The organism is Caulobacter ginsengisoli (genome assembly GCF_030814835.1).
Taxonomy (GTDB): Bacteria; Pseudomonadota; Alphaproteobacteria; order Caulobacterales; family Caulobacteraceae; genus Caulobacter; species Caulobacter ginsengisoli.
The window spans coordinates 416,989-435,363 of sequence record NZ_JAUSVS010000002.1 but is presented as its reverse complement, the minus strand read 5'-3'; the positions used below and the strand labels follow the sequence as shown (position 1 = coordinate 435,363).

Here is an 18,375-nt window from a genome sequence, read left to right as displayed (position 1 = left end):
TAGACCTTGCGCCCACCCGACAACGCCCCGCCGAAGCAGGTCGTTTTAATAGTCGGTTTGGCGGTCGCGTTGGACATCGGGGATGTTCTTAGGGGGAGCGGCGTTTTCTGTAAACTGACCTCTGCAGTCGAACTAGTTCGGCAGGTCGGTTTCCCGGCTGAAGACAAAACGCGCCGGCCGGGCGATGGCCTTGAACAGAGTGGCTTTGGACACCCGAAGCACGGGCGAGTCGGGATCCGGCTCGTCGCGGTCCGACACGGCCAAATAGAAGCTCTCGCTGGTGATCCCCGGCAACGCCAGCATGGTGTCAAAATACAGGAACAGGTTGGCGCCCATATCGAACCAATCGCTTGTGCCCGGCAGCGTCTCCGAACTCACTGACATCGACAGACTTCGGCTCTCCTGAAACAGCCCCGGCAGAGGGTCGGCGTCGAGATCGTAGATGGTCGCCACCAGCGGCCGGGCGTCTCCGATCTGGCCGGCGATCTGGCAGGATCGCCAGCGCCGGGCGCTGATAAATATCAAGTCTCCGCCACCCATCTGCGGCTGGTCAGCCTCCTGATAGACGAGGGATTGGCTGTGGCCAGCGTCCAGCCACCAAGCGCGGACTGTATCCGACCTCAGGGCTCGGGTTGGTAAGTCCGGTTGGGGCTTGTCACGATCCTTGCGCAACGGTTCGACCACCGTAATCGGCTCGACAGCAGCCATCTCCTCCGGCGTCCAGGCCGTAAGGCTCTGAGCCTGCGCGAGTTTCTCGATATCTGGGGCCCGGCGCGACAGGTCGTTGCAGGCCTTCATCAACGCCGCCAGATCAGCTTCAGCGTGAGCGCTCGCCAGTGGCGTGAGCCCGAACAGCACCACCAACGCGATGGCCGCCAGCCGCCTGTAGCCCATCCCTAGAGCCCCAACACCAGCCGCGCCATGATCCCCCGCTGGATCTCGTTCGACCCGCCATAGATCGAAGCCGCCCGATTGTTCAGGTAGCGGGGCATGGCGACCAGGGTGTGATCCGGCCCGACCGGCTCGATGTTGGCCCCCACCGCCCGCGCCTCGGGCTGGTAGACCCAGCTGTAGGCGCCGCCGGTTTCGATGGCCAGTTCGTCGATCCGCTGGGTGGCCTCGGTGCCCTGGGTCTTGAGCATCGACGAAGCCGGGCCGGGGTTCTTGCCGGCCGAGAGGGCGGTCATCACCCGGTGCTCGGTCATCTCGATGGCCTGGACGGCGATCTCGGCCTCACAGAGGCGGGCGCGGTAGGTGGGATCGTCCAGCAGGCCCTCGGCCTTGGCCATGGCCCGCAGGCGGCCGAGCGCCACCTTCAGCCCGCCGGCCGAGCCGCCGCCACGCTCGAATTCCAGCAGGTATTTGGCCACCGTCCAGCCGTCGTTCTCCTCGCCCAGCCGGCCCGAGACGGGGACGCGGACATTGTCGAAGAAGACCTGGTTGACCTCATGCTCGCCGGCGATGGTGATGATCGGCTTCACCTCGATGCCGGGGGTGTTCATCTCCAGCAGCAGGAAGGTGATGCCCTGCTGGGGCTTGCCCTGCGTGCTGGTCCGCACCAGGCAGAACATGCGGTTGGCGAAGTGGGCGTGGGTGGTCCAGATCTTCGAGCCGTTCAGGACATAGTGGTCGCCGTCGCGCTCGGCCCGCATCTGCAAGGAGGCGAGGTCCGAGCCCGAGCCCGGCTCGCTGTAGCCCTGGCACCAGTAGTCCTCGCCGGCCAGGATGCGCGGCAGGAAGAAGGCCCGTTGCTCGGGCGTGCCGTAGCGCATGATGCAGGGCCCGACCATGCGCAGGCCCATGGGCGAGAGGTTGGGCGTGCCGGCCCGGGCGCACTCGGCGGACCAGATGTAGCGCTGCATCTCGTTCCAGCCCGTGCCGCCGAACTCCACCGGCCACGAGGGGGCGACCCAGCCCTTGGCGTAGAGAATCCTGTGCCAGGCCAGATTCCATTCCTTGTCGGTGAAGACGCTGGTGGTGCGCCGGCCGGCCTCGCGCAGGATGGGCGGCAGGGCCTCCTCCAGGAAGCCGCGGACCTCGGTCTGGAAGGCGAGTTCCTCGGGGGTGAGATCGAGGTTCATGGGGCCGCTCCCTAAGTCTGTCCCCCTGCCCTGCCACCGCTGGCGAGCCGCTTCAAGGGTGACGCCGGGGCACGGTTGTCGGCCCTGACGGCGGCGGCGCATAGTTGGCTCAAGAGGAAACGCCCATGAGTCAGCCCGCTCCCGCCGTCGTCGATGTCGCGCCCGCCCACCGGTTCGACAACGCCAGGCTCGACGCCTACCTGACCGCCAGTATCCCGGGGTTCGGCGCCGGGATGGTGGTCAAGCAGTTCCAGGGCGGCGCCTCCAACCCCACCTTCCTGCTGGCTGCCGATGGCGGCGACAAGCTCTATGTCCTGCGCAAAAAGCCGCCGGGCGCCCTGCTGGCCAGCGCCCATCAGGTGGACCGCGAATATCGGATCATGAAGGCGCTGGGCCAGACCGATGTGCCCGTGCCGGTGATGCGCTGGCTGTGCGAGGACCCCGAGGTCATCGGCACCAGCTTCTATGTCATGGACTATCTGCCCGGCCGGGTGTTCCGCAACGCCACCCTGCCCGACCTCACGCCCCCGGAGCGCACCGCCGTCTATGACGAGCTGAACGCCACCCTCGCCAAGCTGCACAGGGTCGACTTCGAGGCCGTGGGCCTTTCCGACTTCGGCCGGCACGGCAGCTATTTCGAGCGCCAGGTCAGCCGCTGGATCAAGCAGTATCGCGGGGCCGAGACCGACCATATCCCGGAGATGGAGGCGCTGATCGAGCGCCTGCCCAACATGATCCCCCCCGATGACTCGGTGACCATCGCCCATGGCGACTATCGGCTCGAGAATGTCATGTTCCACCCGACCGAGCCGAGGCTGATCGCGGTGCTGGACTGGGAGTTGTCGACCATCGGCCACCCCTTCGCCGATATCGCCTACAACTGCTTCCTCTGGCGCTCGGAATCCCAGGCCTGGGGCAGCCTGGTCGGGGTGGACTTCAAGGCCACCGGCATCCCGACCGAGGCGGAGTATGTCGCCGCCTATTGCCGCCGGACCGGGCGGGACAGCATCCCGGACTGGAACTTCTACATGGCCTTCGGGATCTTCCGCCTGGCCTCGATTTCCCAGGGCGTCTACCGCCGCATCCTGGGCGGCAACCTGGCCATGGAGCGCGAGGCGATCAACGGGACACCCCGCCTGGCCTGGCAGGCGCTGGAAGTGCTGGAGGGAAGGCTGTGAGCGATCTCGTCACCCTGAGCGTCGAAGACCACGTCGCCCTCATCACCCTGAACCGGCCGGAAGTCCGCAACGCCCTCAACTTCCCGGCCTATGACCAGCTCGAGCGGCATCTGAAGACCGCCAGCGCCGACCCGGAGGTGCGCTGCGTCATCGTCACCGGGACCGACCCGGCCTTCTGCTCGGGCGACGACGTGCGCGAGATCATGGCCGCGCCGAAACCCGCCGTCGCCCCGCCGCCGGTCGTCAAGCACAAGCCGACCCCGGCGGCCATGGCGGCGCTGGACTGCGAAAAGCCGATGATCGCGGCGATCAACGGCGCGGCCATCGGCTGGGGCATGGAGCTGGCCCTGTTCGCCGACATCCGCATCGCCTCGGAGAAGGCCAGGTTCGCCGAGATGTTCATCAAGCGCGGCCTGATCTGCGACGTCGGCGGCTTCTACCGCCTGCCGGCCATCGTCGGCCCGGCCAAGGCCGCCGAGCTGCTGTTCAGCGGCGATATCATCGACGCGGCCGAGGCCCTGCGCATCGGCCTGGTCAGCGAGGTGGTCGCCCACGAGGCCCTGCTGGACCGCGCCAGAGCCATGGCCGCCCGCATCGCCGTCAACCCGCCGCTGGCCCTGCGCTACATGAAGGAGGGCCTGCGCCGCACGGCCTATGGCGACCCGCACGAGATCGGGTCCTGGGCGATCGAAACCATCCGCCTGCTCATGAAGACCGAGGACCACCGCGAGGGCGTCGCCAGCTTCCTGGAGAAGCGTGCGCCGGTGTTCTCGGGGCGCTAAGCTGCCGCCCATGAGTCTCAAGCATCTGGCGGCAGCCGCTGCCGTCGTCGCCCTGTTCGGCGCCTGCGCGCCGCCGGCCGCGCCGCCTGCTTCCGTCGCCTGCACGGTCCCCGCCGACCTGGCGCCGGCCCCGGTGCTGACGCCGCCGGAAGACGAGATCCAGAGCGGGGTCACCAACGCCTACTACCTGCTGGCCCTGACCTGGTCGCCGGAATGGTGCCGGACCAATGGCCAGGGGACCACCAAGGAAGAACTGCAGTGCGACCGCGAAGCGCGCGGGTTCGTGTTGCATGGTCTCTGGCCCAACGGCGTTGCCAAGCCCTATCCGCGCTATTGCCGCCCGGTCGGCGGGATCGACGCCCAGACGGTGCGCCAGATGTTCTGCCGCACGCCCTCGCCGGGCCTGATGCAGCACGAATGGCAGGCCCACGGCGCCTGCGGCTGGCCCGACGCCAAGAGCTATTTCCGGCAGTCGGCGGCACTCTACGACAGGATCGTGTTTCCGAAGATCGAGACCATTCCGAACCCGACGGCAGGCGCCGTGCGCCAGGCCTTCATCGCCAGCAACCCCTGGCTCAGCGCCGGAAGTATCTACCTGCAGGTCGACAAGGCCCAGCGGCTCACCGAGATCCGGCTCTGCTATGACCTGAAGTTCCAGCCGATGCGCTGCATGAGCGGGACGGGCACGCCCGACGCCATCCCCATCCGCCTGACGCCGAGCGCCAACGGGGGGTTCTAGCCTCGCCCCCTTTGGGTCGGTTAGGTTGCCGACATGGCCAAGCAACTCCCCGCCCTGACGCCGGTCCTGCGCGAGTTTATCCAGCGGCAGAAGATTTTCTTCGTCGCCTCGGCCGCGCCGGGCGCGCGGGTGAACCTGTCGCCCAAGGGCAATGAATGCCTGGCAGTGCTCTCCGACAACGCCGTGGCCTATCTGGACCGCACCGGCAGCGGCAACGAGACGGCCGCCCACATGATCGCCGATGGCCGGCTGACCTTCATGTTCTGCGCCTTCGAAGGCCCCCCGGTGATCCTGCGGCTCTATGGCAAGGGCACGGTGCTGCACAGGCGAAGCAAGGCTTTCCGTGACCTGCTCGACGCCCATTTTGACGGCCAGTCGGTCCCGGGCTGCCGTCAGGCCATCCGCCTGGATTTCGACCTGGTCCAGACCAGCTGTGGCTACGCCGTGCCATTGATGGACTATGTTGAGGACCGTACCATTCTCGACGACTGGGCCGACCAGAAGACCGAAGAAGAGCTGGAGGCCTATTGGCGGCTGAAGAACCAGCGGAGCCTCGACGGGCTACCGACGGGCCTGTTCGAAGAGGCGGAAGCGCTTGGCTGAACCCGCCGGCGACCTCGCCACCGCGCTGGCCCATACCGAGCGGCTGCTCGGCCCTCGGCCCGACCTTGCCGAGGCCCAGGCCCGCGAAATCCTCAAGGTGGTCCGCGACCACCCCGGCGCCCTGACCCTGCTGGCCCGGGCTCAGGCCGTCCAGGGTCGCAGCCGGGCGGCCATCGACACCCTGCGGCGAACCACAAGCCTGGCGCCCGGCCATGCCCTGGCCTGGAGGCTGTTGGCCGAGCAGCTCGACCTGGTCGGCGACAGCGCGGCGGCCGAGCAGGCCCAGGCCCGCCATATCCGCGCCTCGGTCAACGTCCCGGAACTGATGGCCGCCGCCACGGCCCTCTGCGACAACGACCTGCCGACGGCCGAGCGGCTGCTGAAGCCCTATCTGGCCGACCATCCCACCGATGTGGCGGCCATCCGCCTGCTGGCCGAGGTGGCGGCGCGGCTGGGGCGGTTCGTCGATTCCCAGGCTCTGCTGGAACGCTGCCTGGAGCTGGCCCCCGGCTTCACCGCCGCCCGCGCCAACCATGCCACCGTCCTCTATCGCCAGAACAAGTCGGCCGAGGCGGCCGCCCAGCTGGACCGGCTGCTGGCCGAGGAGCCGGACAATCCCGGCCACCGCACCCTGCGGGCCGCGGCCCGGGTGCGGATCGGCGACTATCTGGACGCCATCGCCGACTATGAGATCGTGCTGGCCAGCCATCCCGACCAGCCCAAGGCCTGGATGAGCTACGGCCATGCGCTCAAGACCGTTGGGCGGGTGGCGGACGGGATCGCCGCCTACCGCCGCAGCCTGGCCCTGGCGCCGGGCCTGGGCGAGACCTGGTGGAGCCTGGCCAACCTCAAGACCTATCGCTTCACCGACGAGGACCTGGCGACGATGCGGTCCCAGTTGGCCCGCGATGACCTGACCGACGAGGATCGCTTCCACCTCGACTTCGCGCTGGGCAAGGCGTTGGAGGACGCCGGGCAATTCGAGGTCTCCTTCGCCCACTACGCCGCCGGCAACGCCCTGCGCCGCCAGACCCTGGACTATGACCGCCAGGCCCACACCGACCTCGTCGCCCGCACCATCGCCTTCTTCACCCCCGAGCGCTTCGCCGAGCGCGCCGGGGCCGGCTGCGCGGCGCCCGATCCGATCTTCGTCGTCGGCCTGCCCCGGGCCGGCTCGACCCTGGTCGAGCAGATCCTGGCCAGCCATTCGATGGTCGAGGGGACGATGGAGCTGCCCGACATCATCGCCCTGGCCCGCCGCATCGCTGGCGGACGAAACGGCGACGCCTATCCCGAAGCGCTGGCCGATCTGCCGCTGTCGGCCTTCCGGGAATTGGGCGAGGAGTATCTCGAACGCACCCGCATCCAGCGCAAGCTGGGCCGGCCGCTGTTCATCGACAAGATGCCCAACAACTGGAGCCATACCGGCTTCATCCACCTGATCCTGCCGAACGCCAGGATCGTCGACGCCCGGCGCCATCCGCTGGGCTGCGGATTCTCGGGCTTCAAGCAGCATTTCGCCCGCGGCCAGAGCTTCACCTACGACCTGACCGACATCGGCGGCTACTACGCCGACTATGTGCGGCTGATGGCCCATATCGACGCGGTGCTTCCCGGCCGGGTGCACCGGGTGATCTACGAGGCGATGGTCGCCGACCCGGAAGGCCAGGTGCGGGCCCTGCTCGACTATTGCGGCCTGCCGTTCGAGGCCGGCTGCCTGAAGTTCTACGAGAACGACCGGGCCGTGCGCACCGCCAGCAGCGAACAGGTCCGCCAGCCGATCTTCGCCGAGGGCGTCGACCAGTGGCGGTCCTACGAGCCGTGGCTGGGACCGCTGAAGGCGGCCCTGGGGCCGGTGCTGGACGCCTATCCGGATGCGCCGCCCAACCTGTGACCCTGTGATCACAAAGCTCAGTGAACGTCGGCTCTCCGACTTGACAGACTCTCGGGCCTGAGCGCGACATTCAACCATCAGGAATTAGGTCGGGGCCGGACCAATGAAGACGCGCAAGCTTTCCGCCGTGCTGCTGGGCGCCAGCATGCTGGTTCCCCTCGCCACACCGGCTTTTGCCCGCGACGACGACGGCGTCTCGCTTGAGGCGGTGATCGTCACCGCCCAGAAGCGCGACGAGAACCTGCAGTCGGTGCCGGTCAGCATCCAGGCCCTGGGTTCCGACAAGCTGGAACAGGCCAATGTCTCCAGCTTCAACGACTACGCCAAGCTGCTGCCCAGTGTGGATTTCGCCACCACCGCCCCGGGCTTCTCCCAGGTCTATATGCGGGGCGTCGCCAGCGGCGGGGACGGCAACCACTCCGGCTCGCTGCCCAGCGTCGGGGTCTATCTGGACGAACAGCCGATTACGACGATCCAGGGCGCCCTGGACATCCACATCTACGACGTCGCCCGGGTCGAGGCCCTGGCCGGGCCGCAGGGCACCCTCTACGGGGCCAGCTCGCAGGCCGGCACCATCAGGATCATCACCAACAAGCCCAGCACCGCCGGCTTCTCGGCCGCCTATGACATCGAGGGCAACATCGTCTCCAGCGGCGACCCGGGCTACAGCGCCGAGGGCTATGTCAACATTCCGCTGTCCGATAACGCCGCCATCCGCCTGGTCGGCTGGGCCGAGCATGACGGCGGCTATATCGACAATGTGCCGGGCACGCTGTTCTACCCGACCTCCGGGGCGACCTCGGACAACACCGCCATCGCCAAGAAGAACTATAACGACGTCGATGTCATCGGCGCCCGCGCGGCCCTGAAGATCGATCTCAATGAGAACTGGACCCTGACCCCCAGCCTGATGGGCCAGAAGGAAGAGACCAACGGCATCTTCGGCTACGACCCGCAGGTTGGCGACCTGAAGGTCAGCCACTTCTATCCCGAGACCAGCAACGACCGCTGGTACCAGGCCGCCCTGACCCTGGAAGGCAAGCTGGGCATCTTCGACCTGACCTATGCCGGCAGCTATATGAAGCGCCGGGTCGACTACCAGCAGGACTACAGCGATTACAGCTACTTCTACGACACGCTGAGCGGCTACGGCGTCTATTTCTACGACAACGCCTTCAACTTCATCAATCCGGGCCAGTTCATCCGGGCCAAGGACCGCTACACCAAGGAATCGCACGAGTTCCGGCTGCGCACGCCGGACGAAAACCCGGTCCGGGCGCTGTTCGGCCTCTATTACGGCCGCCAGGAGCACCTGATCGAGCAGCGCTATATGGTGGCCAACCTCAACGACAACCTCGAGGTCACCGGCTGGCCCGACACCGTCTGGCTCACCGAGCAGTCGCGGATCGACCGCGACAAGGCGGTGTTCGGCGAGATCGCCTGGGACGTGACCCCCAGCCTGACCCTGACGGGCGGCATGCGCTACTTCCAGTCGGAGAACAGCCTGTCAGGCTACTTCGGCTTCGGCCCAGTGTTCGCCGCCAACTTCGGCCTCACGACCGGCGAACTGGAATGCTTCAAGCCGACCACCGTGGGCCGCGGCCCCTGCACGAACGTGCAGAAGGTCATCGAGGAGACCGGGCACACCTACCGGGTCAACCTTTCCTACAAGCTCGACGACGACAAGATGATCTACGCCACGGTGTCGACCGGCTTTAGGCCGGGCGGGATCAACCGGCGGGCCACCCTGCCCCCTTACAAGTCGGACTTCCTGACCAACTACGAGATCGGCTGGAAGACCATGCTGTTCAACAACCGCATGCGGTTCAACGGCGCGGTCTATCTGGAGAACTGGAAGGACTTCCAGTTTTCGCTGCTGGGCACCAGCGGCCTGACCGAGATCAAGAACGCCGGCCAGGCCGAGATCTACGGCGTCGAGAGCCAGATGAGCTGGCGGGTGACCCAGAACTGGACCGTGCAGGCGGCCGGCTCCTACACCCACGCCGAGATCACCGAGAACTTCTGCGGCTTCCTCAAGCCCAACGGCCAGCCGGAGACCAACTGCCCTTCGCCCGAGGCGCCGACCGGGACCGAGCTGCCGGTGACCCCCAAGTTCAAGGGCAACCTCTCCAGCCGCTACACCTTCACGGTGGGCGACTGGGACGCCTACTGGCAGGCATCCGTCAACTATGAGGGCTCGGCCTGGACCGACCTGCGCATCCTGGAGCGCGGCATCATCGGCAAGCAGGACAGCTACTGGACCGCGGACCTCGGCTTCGGGATCTCCAAGGGCGACTGGACGGTCGACGCCTATGTTCAGAACCTGACGGATGAACGGGGCGATCTCTACCGTTACGCCGAGTGCGCCGAGACGGTTTGCGGGGGTCGCGTCTACCGAGTTCCCGTCCGGCCGCGGCTGATCGGGATCAAATTCGGCCAAAAGTTCTAAATCGGGGCCTTTTCAACCGCTTTACTGTGCACAAATCCACTTTGCGCGGATGACTCTCCCCTCGGGGGCTCCTAGGCTGCTTGGAACGACTCACCGCTGGCGTCGCCGGCAAACCTCAACTCCAGATAGGAGCAGGCACGACGTGACTGAAAAGAAACCCAACGCTCTGCAGAAGCCCCTCACCCCCTCATCCGAACTGGCCGCCGTGGTTGGTTCCGCCCAGCTGTCGCGCGGCGAGGTGGTCTCGAAGATGTGGGAATACATCAAGAAGAACAACCTCCAGAACCCCGCCAACAAGCGGGAAATCCTGGCCGACGCCAAGCTGAAGCCGATCTTCGGCGGCAAGGACAAGGTCAGCATGTTCGAAATGAACAAGCACCTGGCCGGCCATCTGAAATGAGCTGAGCCGCAAGGCATAGCCCTTCGGTTCACGGGGGCGACGGAAAGGGCGGGTCCAGCAGGATCCGCCCTTTTTGTTTGGACGGCCGGGGAGTGGCTCAGGCGACCGCCGCCGCCAGCGGGGCCGCTTCCTCCACCTCGCGCCAGAAGGCGATGGTCCCGCGGCCATTGGCCTTGGCCTGGTAGAGGGCTGCGTCGGCCCGGGAGGCCAGCTGTTCCAGGTCCACCCCGTCCTCCGGCGCCACGGCGATGCCGACGCTGACGCCGATGACGATCTCATGGCCCTCGATCATGTAGGGCGCGGCGATGGTGCGCACGATGCGGTGGGCCAGCATCCGGGCTTCCTCGGGTTGGGCGACGTCGGTCTGGACGATGACGAACTCGTCCCCGCCCAGCCTGGCGGCGGTGTCCCTGGCCCGCAGCACGCGGGTCAGCCGCTCGCCCACCGCCCGCAGCAGGGCGTCGCCGACCGGATGGCCGTAGCGGTCATTGACCGGCTTGAAGCGGTCCAGGTCCAGGTAGTGGATGGCCAGCAGCCGCCCGGCCGCGTCGATGTCGAGGATGTCGTCGTCGAAGCGCTCGCGCAGCAGCAGCCGGTTGGGCAGGCCCGTCAAAGCGTCCTGGCGGGCCATGTCGGCGAAATTGCGCTTGGTCAGCAGGTGGCCGACCGTGGTGCGGTAGGTCCACATCACCGTCTCCAGGCTGCCCAGCGCGAAGGCGGCGACCAGCAACGCCTGGCCGCCATAGGCCAGCTGATTGTGCAGCCCCCCGCCGCCGCCCACCTGTACGGCCAGGGCCAGGGCGGTCGGCATCGCCGCCAGCATCAGGCAGGCCGTGCAGATGGCCGGCCGCATCGCCAGCCGGGTGACCAGCCCCGCGCCGTAGCCGAACACCAGCCCGGTCACCAGCATGTGGTCCAGCAGGTCGCCGGTCGCCAGGGCCCGGACATTGAATGTCCCCAGGACGGCGGCGAACGCCAGGCAGGCCGTCGCATAGCGCCGCTCCCAGATCTTGGCTTCGCCGCGGGTCAGATTGCGGGCCATCGAGGTCTGCGCGGTTCCGCGCCGGCGATAGGCCAGGATGACCCCGGCCCGGGCCAGGCCCGCGACCACACCCACGGCGGCCAGGCCGGCGAGCAGCGGATCGTTATTGCGCACGGCGATCAGCGCCCCCATGCCGGCCATCGCCGCGGTCATGATCAGCACCGCCGGCAGGGCGGCGAACAGCAGGTCGACCAGCTCGACATAGACGTCGTTGGGCAGTCGCCGGCTGGACGCCTTGAGGATCAGGAAACGCCACATGGCCCGGGGCCTCCACACGACGACGGCGAAGTCCCGAACCTCCGCGCGCCTTGGTCGCCCCTGAGCCTCAGCATCGCGCGCCGTCGTTAAGGAATTGTCGTAGAATCATCCGCCGCGCCGCGACCGATTATCCAGCCCCGACTGGACAACCGGGAGGACGCCACGCCAGACTGGCGCGGCTGCGAGGGAGGCTTGCCCATGACCATCCTGCGGATCATCGCCCTGATCCACGGCCTGTCGCTGATCATCGGCGAAACCTGGCGCAGCTGGGGCGCCGGCCGGCCGCTGGTCTTCGTGGTCGACGACTACCTGATCGGCGGGTTTGTCATCCTGGGCGCCTGGCTGATGCGCACCGACACCCTGAGAAACCGGGCGCTGTTCGCGGCGGCCTGGGGAGCGAATGCGGGGATGCTGTACGGGAGCTTCTTCGGCAAGCTGGTGGACCCGGCGTCGAGTAATGCCGGGAACTGGTCGATCGGGGTGCTGACCTGGCTGGTCGGGCTGGCGTTCGTGGTGTCGGTGGCGGGAATGGTGGCGGCCATCTTGTTGCCCGCCAGGCCGAAGCCGGCCTAGCGTCCGTCAGATAGAGGCGACGCGCTCCAGCTTGTCCGGATTGCGCACCACATAGATCCCGACGATCCGCCCGTTCGCGACCTCCAGCGCCGTCGTCTGCACCACGCCATCCGGCTCCATGGTGACGAACCCTGGCAGCCCGTTGACCAAGCCCAGCCGCAGCAGCTTCGAACCGCCGGCGGCGACCACCGCGGCGATCCGTTCGTGCACCGCCATCACCGCCTCCAGCCCCTCGATGGGAACCATGGCCGCCGGGCGTTTGCCACCGCCGTCGGCCTGCAGGACCACGTCGGCGGCCAGCAGACTGCGTAACGCCCCCATGTCGCCCTGGCGGGAGGCGGTGAAGAAGGCCTGGGCGATTTCCAGGCCGTGTTCGCGCGGGACGTCGAAGCGGGGCCGCTCAGTGCGGACGTGGGTGCGGGCGCGGCTGGCCAGCTGGCGGCAGGCGGTCTCGTCGCGGCCGATGGCCTCGGCGATCTCGGCGAAGCTCTGGCCGAACACGTCGTGCAGCAGGAAGGCGGCCCGCTCCAGGGGGCTGAGCCGCTCCAGGGCCAGCAGCAGCGGCAGGGTGACGTCGTCGACGTCGGCCGCGTCCTCGGCCTCGACGATGGGCTCGGGCAGCCAGGGGCCGACATAGGTCTCGCGCCGGCGGTGGGCCGACTTGATCAGGTCAAGGCTCAGGCGGGTGACGACGCGGATCAGGAAACCGGCCGGGTCGCGGACCGCGCCGCGGTCCGTGCCCAGCCAGCGGATGAAGGCCTCCTGGACGATGTCCTCGGCGTCGGCCACCGAGCCCAGCATCCGGTAGGCCGCCCGGACCAGGCGGGGCCGCAGGGGGTCGAAGACGGCGGCGGCCGTGTCTGGTCCGGGGGCGCTCACGTCAGGCGGCCTGATGGGCGACCGGACGAGCCGTCAGCAAGACGGGATCGACCCGGAAGCCGATATTGAAGCGGTTGAAGCCGTTGATCACCACGATCATCATCGTCAGCTTCACGCGCTCCTCCTCACTGAACTGGGTCTCGACCAGGGCCCAGGCGGCGTCCTGCTCGGCCGGACTATTGAGCCGGGTGAGGGCCTCGGTCCAGGCCAGGGCGGCCCGTTCGCGGTCACTGTAGAGCGAGGTCTCGCGCCAGGCGTCCAGCAGGACGATGCGGTTCTCGGTCTCGCCCTGGGCGCGGGCTTCGGTGACGTGCATCTGCAGGCAGACGGCGCAGCCGTTGATCTGCGAGGCGCGGATCTTGACCAGTTCCAGCAGGCTGGGCTCGAGGCCGGACGACTGCACCTTCATGCCGCAGTCGATCAGCGGCTGGAGCAGGGCGAGATGGGCGAAGGGGTTGAGGCGGGCGGTCATGTGAGGGTCTCCGTTGGGGTTACGGAGTGAGGACGAGATGGCGGAGCGGAAGGTGACATGAACGGTTGGAAAAAAATGCGACCATTAGTGACTAAAATTGGAATTGCGGCGTCGACGCCTTCCGGCTTATCGTTCCCGCAACAAGAAGAGCCGGAGGAAACGCCATGCCCTACGCCGGGACGCGCCTGATCAACGACGCCGACAGCCATATCATGGAGAGCCTGGACTGGCTGGCCGGCTACGCCGACGCCGATGTGCGTGAGCGGCTGGGCAGCATGCGGCTGGAGGCCGGCGGCTCGGGGGCGGCCAAGGCCATCGAGCGGGCTCAGGCGCGGGTCAGGGACCCCGTCGCCACCGCCGAGATCTCCAGCAATGTCGTGGCTGGGCCCAAGGGCTGGGCGGGGTTTGGGGCCATCGACCCGGCGGAGCGGCGAGCGGCGTTGGACGACCTGGGCTTCAACCGCCAGCTGGTCTTCACCACCTTCGCCGGCTCGCAGTTCCTGCCCTCCAGGGACCTGGCGGTGAAATACGGCGGCGCGCGGGCGCTGAACCGGGCGGTCGCCGACTTCTGCCGGGGCGATGACAGACTGATCGGCGTGGGCGTGGTTCCGCTGGACGAGCCGGACCTGGCCCTCGCCGAAGTGCGGGGGGCGATCGCCGCCGGCTGCGGCGCGGTGTGGCTGCCCGCCGCGCCGGCCGGCGATCGTTCCCCCGGACACCCGGACCTTGACCCCATATGGGCCGCGCTCAGCGAGGCCGGGGTCCCTTTCATGCTGCATGTCGGGGCCCTGACCCCGATGCTGCCGGCCGCCTATCACAACAACGGCCATCCGCGGCCCAAGGACTGGCTGGGCGGGGGCGAGAACCTGCGGGCCAAGGACTTCTTCTCGCTGGCCTTCGCGCCGCAGAACTTCCTGGCCAGCCTGGCCCTCGACGGCGTCTTCGACCGCTTCCCGACCCTGCGCGGCGGGGTGATCGAGCTGGGCGCCGGCTGGGTGCCCGACTTCCTGCGCCGACTGGACCAGGCCTGGAAGGGCTGGCGCAAGACCGACCCGGTGGTGGGCGGCCTCTCCATGCCGCCCTCGCAGTTGATCCGCCGGGCCGTCCGCTTCACCCCCTTCGCCACCGAGGACGCCGGGACCATCATCCGCGAGGGCGGCGAGGAGCTGTTCCTCTTCTCCTCCGACTATCCCCACCCCGAAGGCACCAAGAACCCCATCGAGCGGTTCGAGAGCACCTTCGAGGGCCTCTCCGAAGAGGCCAGGGACCGGTTCTACCGGCGGAACTTCGAGGATATGTTCGCCGGGTGACTCTGGTCGAAACCAAGCGGCGGATCAGCGCCGAGGCCCGCCGCGACGGCCTCCTTGAGGCGGCCGCCCGGCTGATCGTCGAGCAGGGGCTAGTGGCCTGCACGCTTGAGGCGGTCGGCGAGGCGGCGGGGGTCAGCAAGGCCCTGGTCTACAAGCACTTCGCCAACCGTCCGGCCCTGTTCGAGGCCCTGATCGAGCGCGAGTTCGCTGAGATCCGCCGCCGGGGCCTGAGCCTGGCCCCGGTCGGCACGCCGCTGGCCCAGGCCCGCGAGCCCTACCTGAGGAGCTACCTGCGCTACCTGGCCGAACGCGGCGCGGTGCTACGGTCCCTGCTCGGCGACCCCACCATCGCCTCCCTTACCGCCAGGCAGCGGCGCGGCGAGCGGGGCGGCATCGAGGGCTATTTCGTCAAGGGCGTGATGGAGGCCTATGGCCTGCCCAAGGACCTGGCGATGCTTGGCCTGCGCATGACCCTGTATGCGCCGGAGTCGGCCATCGGCTGGATGACCCGCACCGGCTTCGACCTCGACCGGGCGGCGGAATTCTGGGCGACCTTCCTGGAGGGCGGCTGGCGGGCGGCGGCGGGGAAGTTCGGAACGGACTGACCCGAATCCGAGATGGGTCGTTGAGGTTGTATTTTTCTACTATTTCAGGTTGACGACTCCGCCCCGTCCGCCGACCCTCCGCCATCTCGTCGGAGGGATCCCCATGACCAGCTACACCATCTTCGGCGCCGGACCGGCCGGCCTCTACACCGCCTGGCGGCTGGTGACCGGCGGCAAGGCCGTCAGTGGCGACACCATCAACTTGATCGAGTGGGGCGACTACGCTTTCGGCGGCATTGGGACAGGCACGCGGGCGCCGGCGGGGCGGATCTGCTCCTATTTCTGCAACAACGACCCGACCCAGTCCTATATCGAGGCCGGCGGGATGCGGTTCATCATGTGGGACCCTACCCAGAGCCAGGGCCACCAGCTGGTCACCCTGACCATCCAGGCCCTGGGCCTGGGACCCAAGATCATCGACTTCAACACCACCGACAATCCGCTGCTCTATCTGCGCGGCGAGCACATCTACCAGAACAACCTGGCCGCCACGCCGGCCCCCTACAACACGCCCGGCAACAACGCCGCCCCGGCCGCCACGCTGTTCTCGAACATCTCGGCCCTGATCACCGGCAATCCGGGGCCCAAGACCCGCGCGGACCAGTGCACGTTCTACGGAACCGGCGCGCTGCCGCCCAGCTTCAACAGCTATGTCTATCCGCCGGGTTCGCTGGCCGGCTCGATCGGCTACTGGAACGTCTTCTATGACCAGGCCGGCAACGAGGGGTATGAATACGCCTCCGACGCCGGCGGCTACACATCCAACGTCATCAACTGGAACGCCGCCAACGCCGCCATCTATAATGGCGAGTTCGCGCCCGGCGGGGCCTTCAAGACCCTGGACGGCGGCTACAGCCAGGTGTTCGAGCAGCTGTTCCAGCAGACCCAGGCCGCCGCGGCCAACGCCGGCGTCGCGTTCAACTTCCAGAACAACACCCGCCTGCACTCGATCTGGCTGACCCCGCAGAACCAGCTGCAGTTCCAGACCGCCAGCGCCAGCGCCCCCGACACCGCCAATTCCGGCGTGCTGACCAGCGACTACGCCTTCATGGCCATGCCGCCGGCGTCGATCGACCTGGTCGCCAACGCCACCCGCTATGCCGACAACACCGGCAAGGTCGACGTGATCAACAACACCCAGGTGCAGCTCTATCTGGACGGGGTGATCCGCCAGCCGTCGATGCGGGTGATGATGTTCTTCGACAGCCCCTGGTGGGAGACCTGTCCCTACCCGCCCGACCTCAGCGGCGGGACCAATGTCTTCGGGCCCAGCATCACCGACCTGCCGCTGCGCCAGGTCTATTATTTCGGCAACAACTCCAACGGCCAGAACCCCAACCCCACCTACGGGGTGCTCTGCAGCTATGACGACATGCAGTACATCCAGTTCTGGCAGGAGCTGGAAGTCGAGATCGACCAGAACCGCAGCGTGCCGCTGGACCAGGACTACCAAGTGCTGCAGGGCCCGGGGACCGGCACCGACACCATGACCCGCATGGTGCTGCTGGAACTGGCCAAGCTGCATTTCGACCAACCCAACGGCGGCCTGATCCCCTGGCCGGTGCAGACCATCTACAACGACTTTTCGCTGAACCCCTTCGGGGCCGGCTACCACGCCTGGGCGGCCCATTACGACATCTGCGACGTGATGCAGAAGATCCGCCAGCCCAGCGTCCTGGCCGGGGTCGGGGCGGCCAACCTGTTCATCATCGGCGAGGCCTATTCCAACGACCAGGCCTGGGTCGAGGGGGCGTTCTGCACGGCGGAATCGGTGCTGGTCGACTATCTGGGCATGACCACCATCGCCGACACGACCAACTATCCGCTGATCTGCGCCTGCTGACGGACGACAGACTGGGGATTTCGCCCGAAATCCGCCGTTATCGGCGCAACCTCCCGGCCCTCTGAGGCTTTACTCCGTGCGCCGAGAGTCACGGCGCGCGTAAGGAGAGCTGCGCCGTGAAAATCGCTCAAATCCCCCCGCTGTATGAAGCTGTCCCCCCGGTCCTCTACGGCGGCACCGAGCGGGTGGTGGCGCATCTGACCGATGCCCTGGTCGAGCTGGGCCACGACGTCACCCTGTTCTCCACGGGGGAGACCCGCACCCTGGCGCGGCTGGAGGTCGTGCGCGACCAGGCCATCCGCCTGGATCCCTCGCCCCTCAAGTCCGACCTGGCGGCCCACCTGACCATGCTGGCCCAGGTCAAGGCGCGGGCCCATCAGTTCGACGTCATCCACTTCCATGTCGACATGGTCCACTTCCCGCTGTTCGCCGACATGGCCGACCGCACGGTGACCACCCTGCATGGCCGGCTCGACATGAAGGACCTGCCCGGCGTCTACGACCACTGGCCGCAGTTCCCCCTGGTCTCGATCTCCGACGATCAGCGCCGCCCCCTGCCCTTCGCCAACTGGGCGGGCACGGTGCATCACGGCCTGAACGCCGACATCTATCAGCCCAGCGCCGCCTCGAAGGGCTATCTGGCCTTCCTGGGCCGGATCTCGCCCGAGAAGCGCCCCGACCGGGCCATCGAGATCGCCAGGCGGCTGGGCATGCCCCTGAAGATCGCCGCCAAGGTCGATCAGGCCGACGCCCGTTACTTCGCCGAGGTCATCGCCCCGATGATCGAGAACGAGCCGCTGATCGAATTCATCGGCGAGATCGGGGATGACCAGAAGTCCGAGTTCCTGGGCGGCGCCCAGGCCCTGCTCTTCCCCATTGACTGGCCCGAGCCCTTCGGCCTGGTGATGATCGAGGCCATGGCCTGCGGAACGCCGGTGGTCGCCTGGCGCTGCGGCTCGACCCCCGAGGTGATCGAGGACGGCGAGACCGGCTTCCTGGTCGATTCCATGGACGACGCCTGCGCCGCCGTCGAGCGCTGCCGGACCCTGAACCGAGCCAGCGTCCGGGCGCGGTTCGAGCTGCGGTTCTCGGCCACGGTGATGGCGCGGCGCTATGTCGAGCTCTATTCTGACCGCCTGGCGCGGATGCCGTTCGCGCCGGAAGAACCCGAAACCGTCAGCGAGTCGGTCACCGCAATTGTGACTCAAGCCGAGACCAGACTGGCGCAAACCGCCTGACCAATCCCCTTTGCGGCAAGATTTAGGGG

Annotated in this window: 17 protein-coding genes; 12 read left to right on the top strand and 5 right to left on the bottom strand. The window is 67.6% G+C overall.

From position 1 onward, the window contains the following. Positions 1-132 precede the first annotated feature (132 nt). Together QO010_RS07365 and QO010_RS07360 are read right to left on the bottom strand one after the other, a co-directional pair. Entirely contained in the window at positions 133-894 is a 762-nt protein-coding gene (locus QO010_RS07365; RefSeq protein WP_307347831.1) for a hypothetical protein, read from the bottom strand. Positions 895-896: 2 nt separating this feature from the next. Beyond that, positions 897-2,081 carry an acyl-CoA dehydrogenase family protein gene (locus QO010_RS07360; protein ID WP_307347829.1) on the bottom strand — a complete coding sequence of 395 codons (1,185 nt, stop codon included), beginning with the start codon at positions 2,079-2,081 and terminating at the stop codon, positions 897-899. Positions 2,082-2,206: 125 nt separating this feature from the next. Between QO010_RS07360 and QO010_RS07355 the strand changes: the two genes are divergently transcribed. The 7 genes from QO010_RS07355 to QO010_RS07325 all read left to right on the top strand — a co-directional run bounded on the left by QO010_RS07355 (position 2,207) and on the right by QO010_RS07325 (position 10,126). Then, complete coding sequence (locus tag QO010_RS07355) at positions 2,207-3,259, top strand: phosphotransferase (RefSeq protein WP_307347828.1); 1,053 nt, start codon at positions 2,207-2,209, stop codon at positions 3,257-3,259. Continuing rightward, positions 3,256-4,041 carry an enoyl-CoA hydratase/isomerase family protein gene (locus QO010_RS07350; protein ID WP_307347826.1) on the top strand — a complete coding sequence of 262 codons (786 nt, stop codon included), beginning with the start codon at positions 3,256-3,258 and terminating at the stop codon, positions 4,039-4,041. The genes QO010_RS07355 and QO010_RS07350 overlap by 4 nt, the downstream gene beginning before the upstream one ends. Before the next feature lie 10 nt (positions 4,042-4,051). Further along, entirely contained in the window at positions 4,052-4,780 is a 729-nt protein-coding gene (locus QO010_RS07345; RefSeq protein WP_307347824.1) for a ribonuclease T2 family protein, read from the top strand. Positions 4,781-4,813: 33 nt separating this feature from the next. Further along, on the top strand, positions 4,814-5,383 hold the full coding sequence (locus QO010_RS07340; protein ID WP_307347822.1) for a pyridoxamine 5'-phosphate oxidase family protein: 570 nt from the start codon (positions 4,814-4,816) through the stop codon (positions 5,381-5,383). Beyond that, positions 5,376-7,277, top strand: a complete 1,902-nt coding sequence (locus QO010_RS07335) for a sulfotransferase (protein WP_307347820.1) — start codon at positions 5,376-5,378, stop codon at positions 7,275-7,277. Before QO010_RS07340 ends, QO010_RS07335 begins: the two co-directional genes overlap by 8 nt. Before the next feature lie 103 nt (positions 7,278-7,380). Next, a complete protein-coding gene (locus QO010_RS07330) occupies positions 7,381-9,726 on the top strand; it encodes a TonB-dependent receptor (protein WP_307347818.1) in 2,346 nt (781 codons plus the stop codon). Positions 9,727-9,868: 142 nt separating this feature from the next. Beyond that, positions 9,869-10,126, top strand: coding sequence for an SWIB/MDM2 domain-containing protein (locus tag QO010_RS07325; protein WP_307347816.1), 258 nt, complete (start codon positions 9,869-9,871; stop codon positions 10,124-10,126). Positions 10,127-10,223: 97 nt separating this feature from the next. Here the strand turns inward: QO010_RS07325 and QO010_RS07320 are convergent, their stop codons facing one another. After that, a complete protein-coding gene (locus QO010_RS07320) occupies positions 10,224-11,426 on the bottom strand; it encodes a diguanylate cyclase domain-containing protein (RefSeq protein WP_307347815.1) in 1,203 nt (400 codons plus the stop codon). A 198-nt stretch (positions 11,427-11,624) separates the two neighbouring features. On the opposite strand from QO010_RS07320, the gene QO010_RS07315 reads away from it, so the two are divergent. After that, a complete protein-coding gene (locus tag QO010_RS07315) occupies positions 11,625-11,999 on the top strand; it encodes a hypothetical protein (protein ID WP_307347814.1) in 375 nt (124 codons plus the stop codon). Between the two features lie 6 nt (positions 12,000-12,005). Here the strand turns inward: QO010_RS07315 and QO010_RS07310 are convergent, their stop codons facing one another. Continuing rightward, positions 12,006-12,878, bottom strand: a complete 873-nt coding sequence (locus QO010_RS07310) for a sigma-70 family RNA polymerase sigma factor (protein WP_307347812.1) — start codon at positions 12,876-12,878, stop codon at positions 12,006-12,008. Between the two features lies 1 nt (position 12,879). Then, positions 12,880-13,350, bottom strand: coding sequence for a carboxymuconolactone decarboxylase family protein (locus QO010_RS07305; RefSeq protein WP_307347811.1), 471 nt, complete (start codon positions 13,348-13,350; stop codon positions 12,880-12,882). A gap of 164 nt (positions 13,351-13,514) precedes the next feature. Between QO010_RS07305 and QO010_RS07300 the strand changes: the two genes are divergently transcribed. The 4 genes from QO010_RS07300 to QO010_RS07285 all read left to right on the top strand — a co-directional run bounded on the left by QO010_RS07300 (position 13,515) and on the right by QO010_RS07285 (position 18,346). Next, a complete protein-coding gene (locus QO010_RS07300) occupies positions 13,515-14,660 on the top strand; it encodes an amidohydrolase family protein (RefSeq protein ID WP_307347809.1) in 1,146 nt (381 codons plus the stop codon). Then, positions 14,657-15,265, top strand: coding sequence for a TetR/AcrR family transcriptional regulator (locus QO010_RS07295; RefSeq protein ID WP_307347807.1), 609 nt, complete (start codon positions 14,657-14,659; stop codon positions 15,263-15,265). Before QO010_RS07300 ends, QO010_RS07295 begins: the two co-directional genes overlap by 4 nt. Before the next feature lie 103 nt (positions 15,266-15,368). Then, the gene (locus QO010_RS07290) at positions 15,369-17,108 is read left to right on the top strand and encodes a flavin monoamine oxidase family protein (RefSeq protein ID WP_307347805.1); all 1,740 of its coding nucleotides are present in this window, start codon (positions 15,369-15,371) and stop codon (positions 17,106-17,108) included. 116 nt (positions 17,109-17,224) lie between these two features. Further along, positions 17,225-18,346, top strand: a complete 1,122-nt coding sequence (locus QO010_RS07285; RefSeq protein ID WP_307347803.1) for a glycosyltransferase family 4 protein — start codon at positions 17,225-17,227, stop codon at positions 18,344-18,346. The last annotated feature ends 29 nt before the right edge of the window (positions 18,347-18,375 follow it).

What these genes read in the sequence shown, in the direction of transcription:
- QO010_RS07365 (WP_307347831.1), bottom strand. Translation starts at nt 894, where the DNA reads ATGGGCTACAGGCGGCTGGCGGCCATCGCGTTGGTGGTGCTGTTCGGG.
- QO010_RS07360 (WP_307347829.1), bottom strand. Translation starts at nt 2,081, where the DNA reads ATGAACCTCGATCTCACCCCCGAGGAACTCGCCTTCCAGACCGAGGTC.
- QO010_RS07355 (WP_307347828.1), top strand. Translation starts at nt 2,207, where the DNA reads ATGAGTCAGCCCGCTCCCGCCGTCGTCGATGTCGCGCCCGCCCACCGG.
- QO010_RS07345 (WP_307347824.1), top strand. Translation starts at nt 4,052, where the DNA reads ATGAGTCTCAAGCATCTGGCGGCAGCCGCTGCCGTCGTCGCCCTGTTC.
- QO010_RS07340 (WP_307347822.1), top strand. Translation starts at nt 4,814, where the DNA reads ATGGCCAAGCAACTCCCCGCCCTGACGCCGGTCCTGCGCGAGTTTATC.
- QO010_RS07330 (WP_307347818.1), top strand. Translation starts at nt 7,381, where the DNA reads ATGAAGACGCGCAAGCTTTCCGCCGTGCTGCTGGGCGCCAGCATGCTG.
- QO010_RS07320 (WP_307347815.1), bottom strand. Translation starts at nt 11,426, where the DNA reads ATGTGGCGTTTCCTGATCCTCAAGGCGTCCAGCCGGCGACTGCCCAAC.
- QO010_RS07315 (WP_307347814.1), top strand. Translation starts at nt 11,625, where the DNA reads ATGACCATCCTGCGGATCATCGCCCTGATCCACGGCCTGTCGCTGATC.
- QO010_RS07305 (WP_307347811.1), bottom strand. Translation starts at nt 13,350, where the DNA reads ATGACCGCCCGCCTCAACCCCTTCGCCCATCTCGCCCTGCTCCAGCCG.
- QO010_RS07300 (WP_307347809.1), top strand. Translation starts at nt 13,515, where the DNA reads ATGCCCTACGCCGGGACGCGCCTGATCAACGACGCCGACAGCCATATC.
- QO010_RS07290 (WP_307347805.1), top strand. Translation starts at nt 15,369, where the DNA reads ATGACCAGCTACACCATCTTCGGCGCCGGACCGGCCGGCCTCTACACC.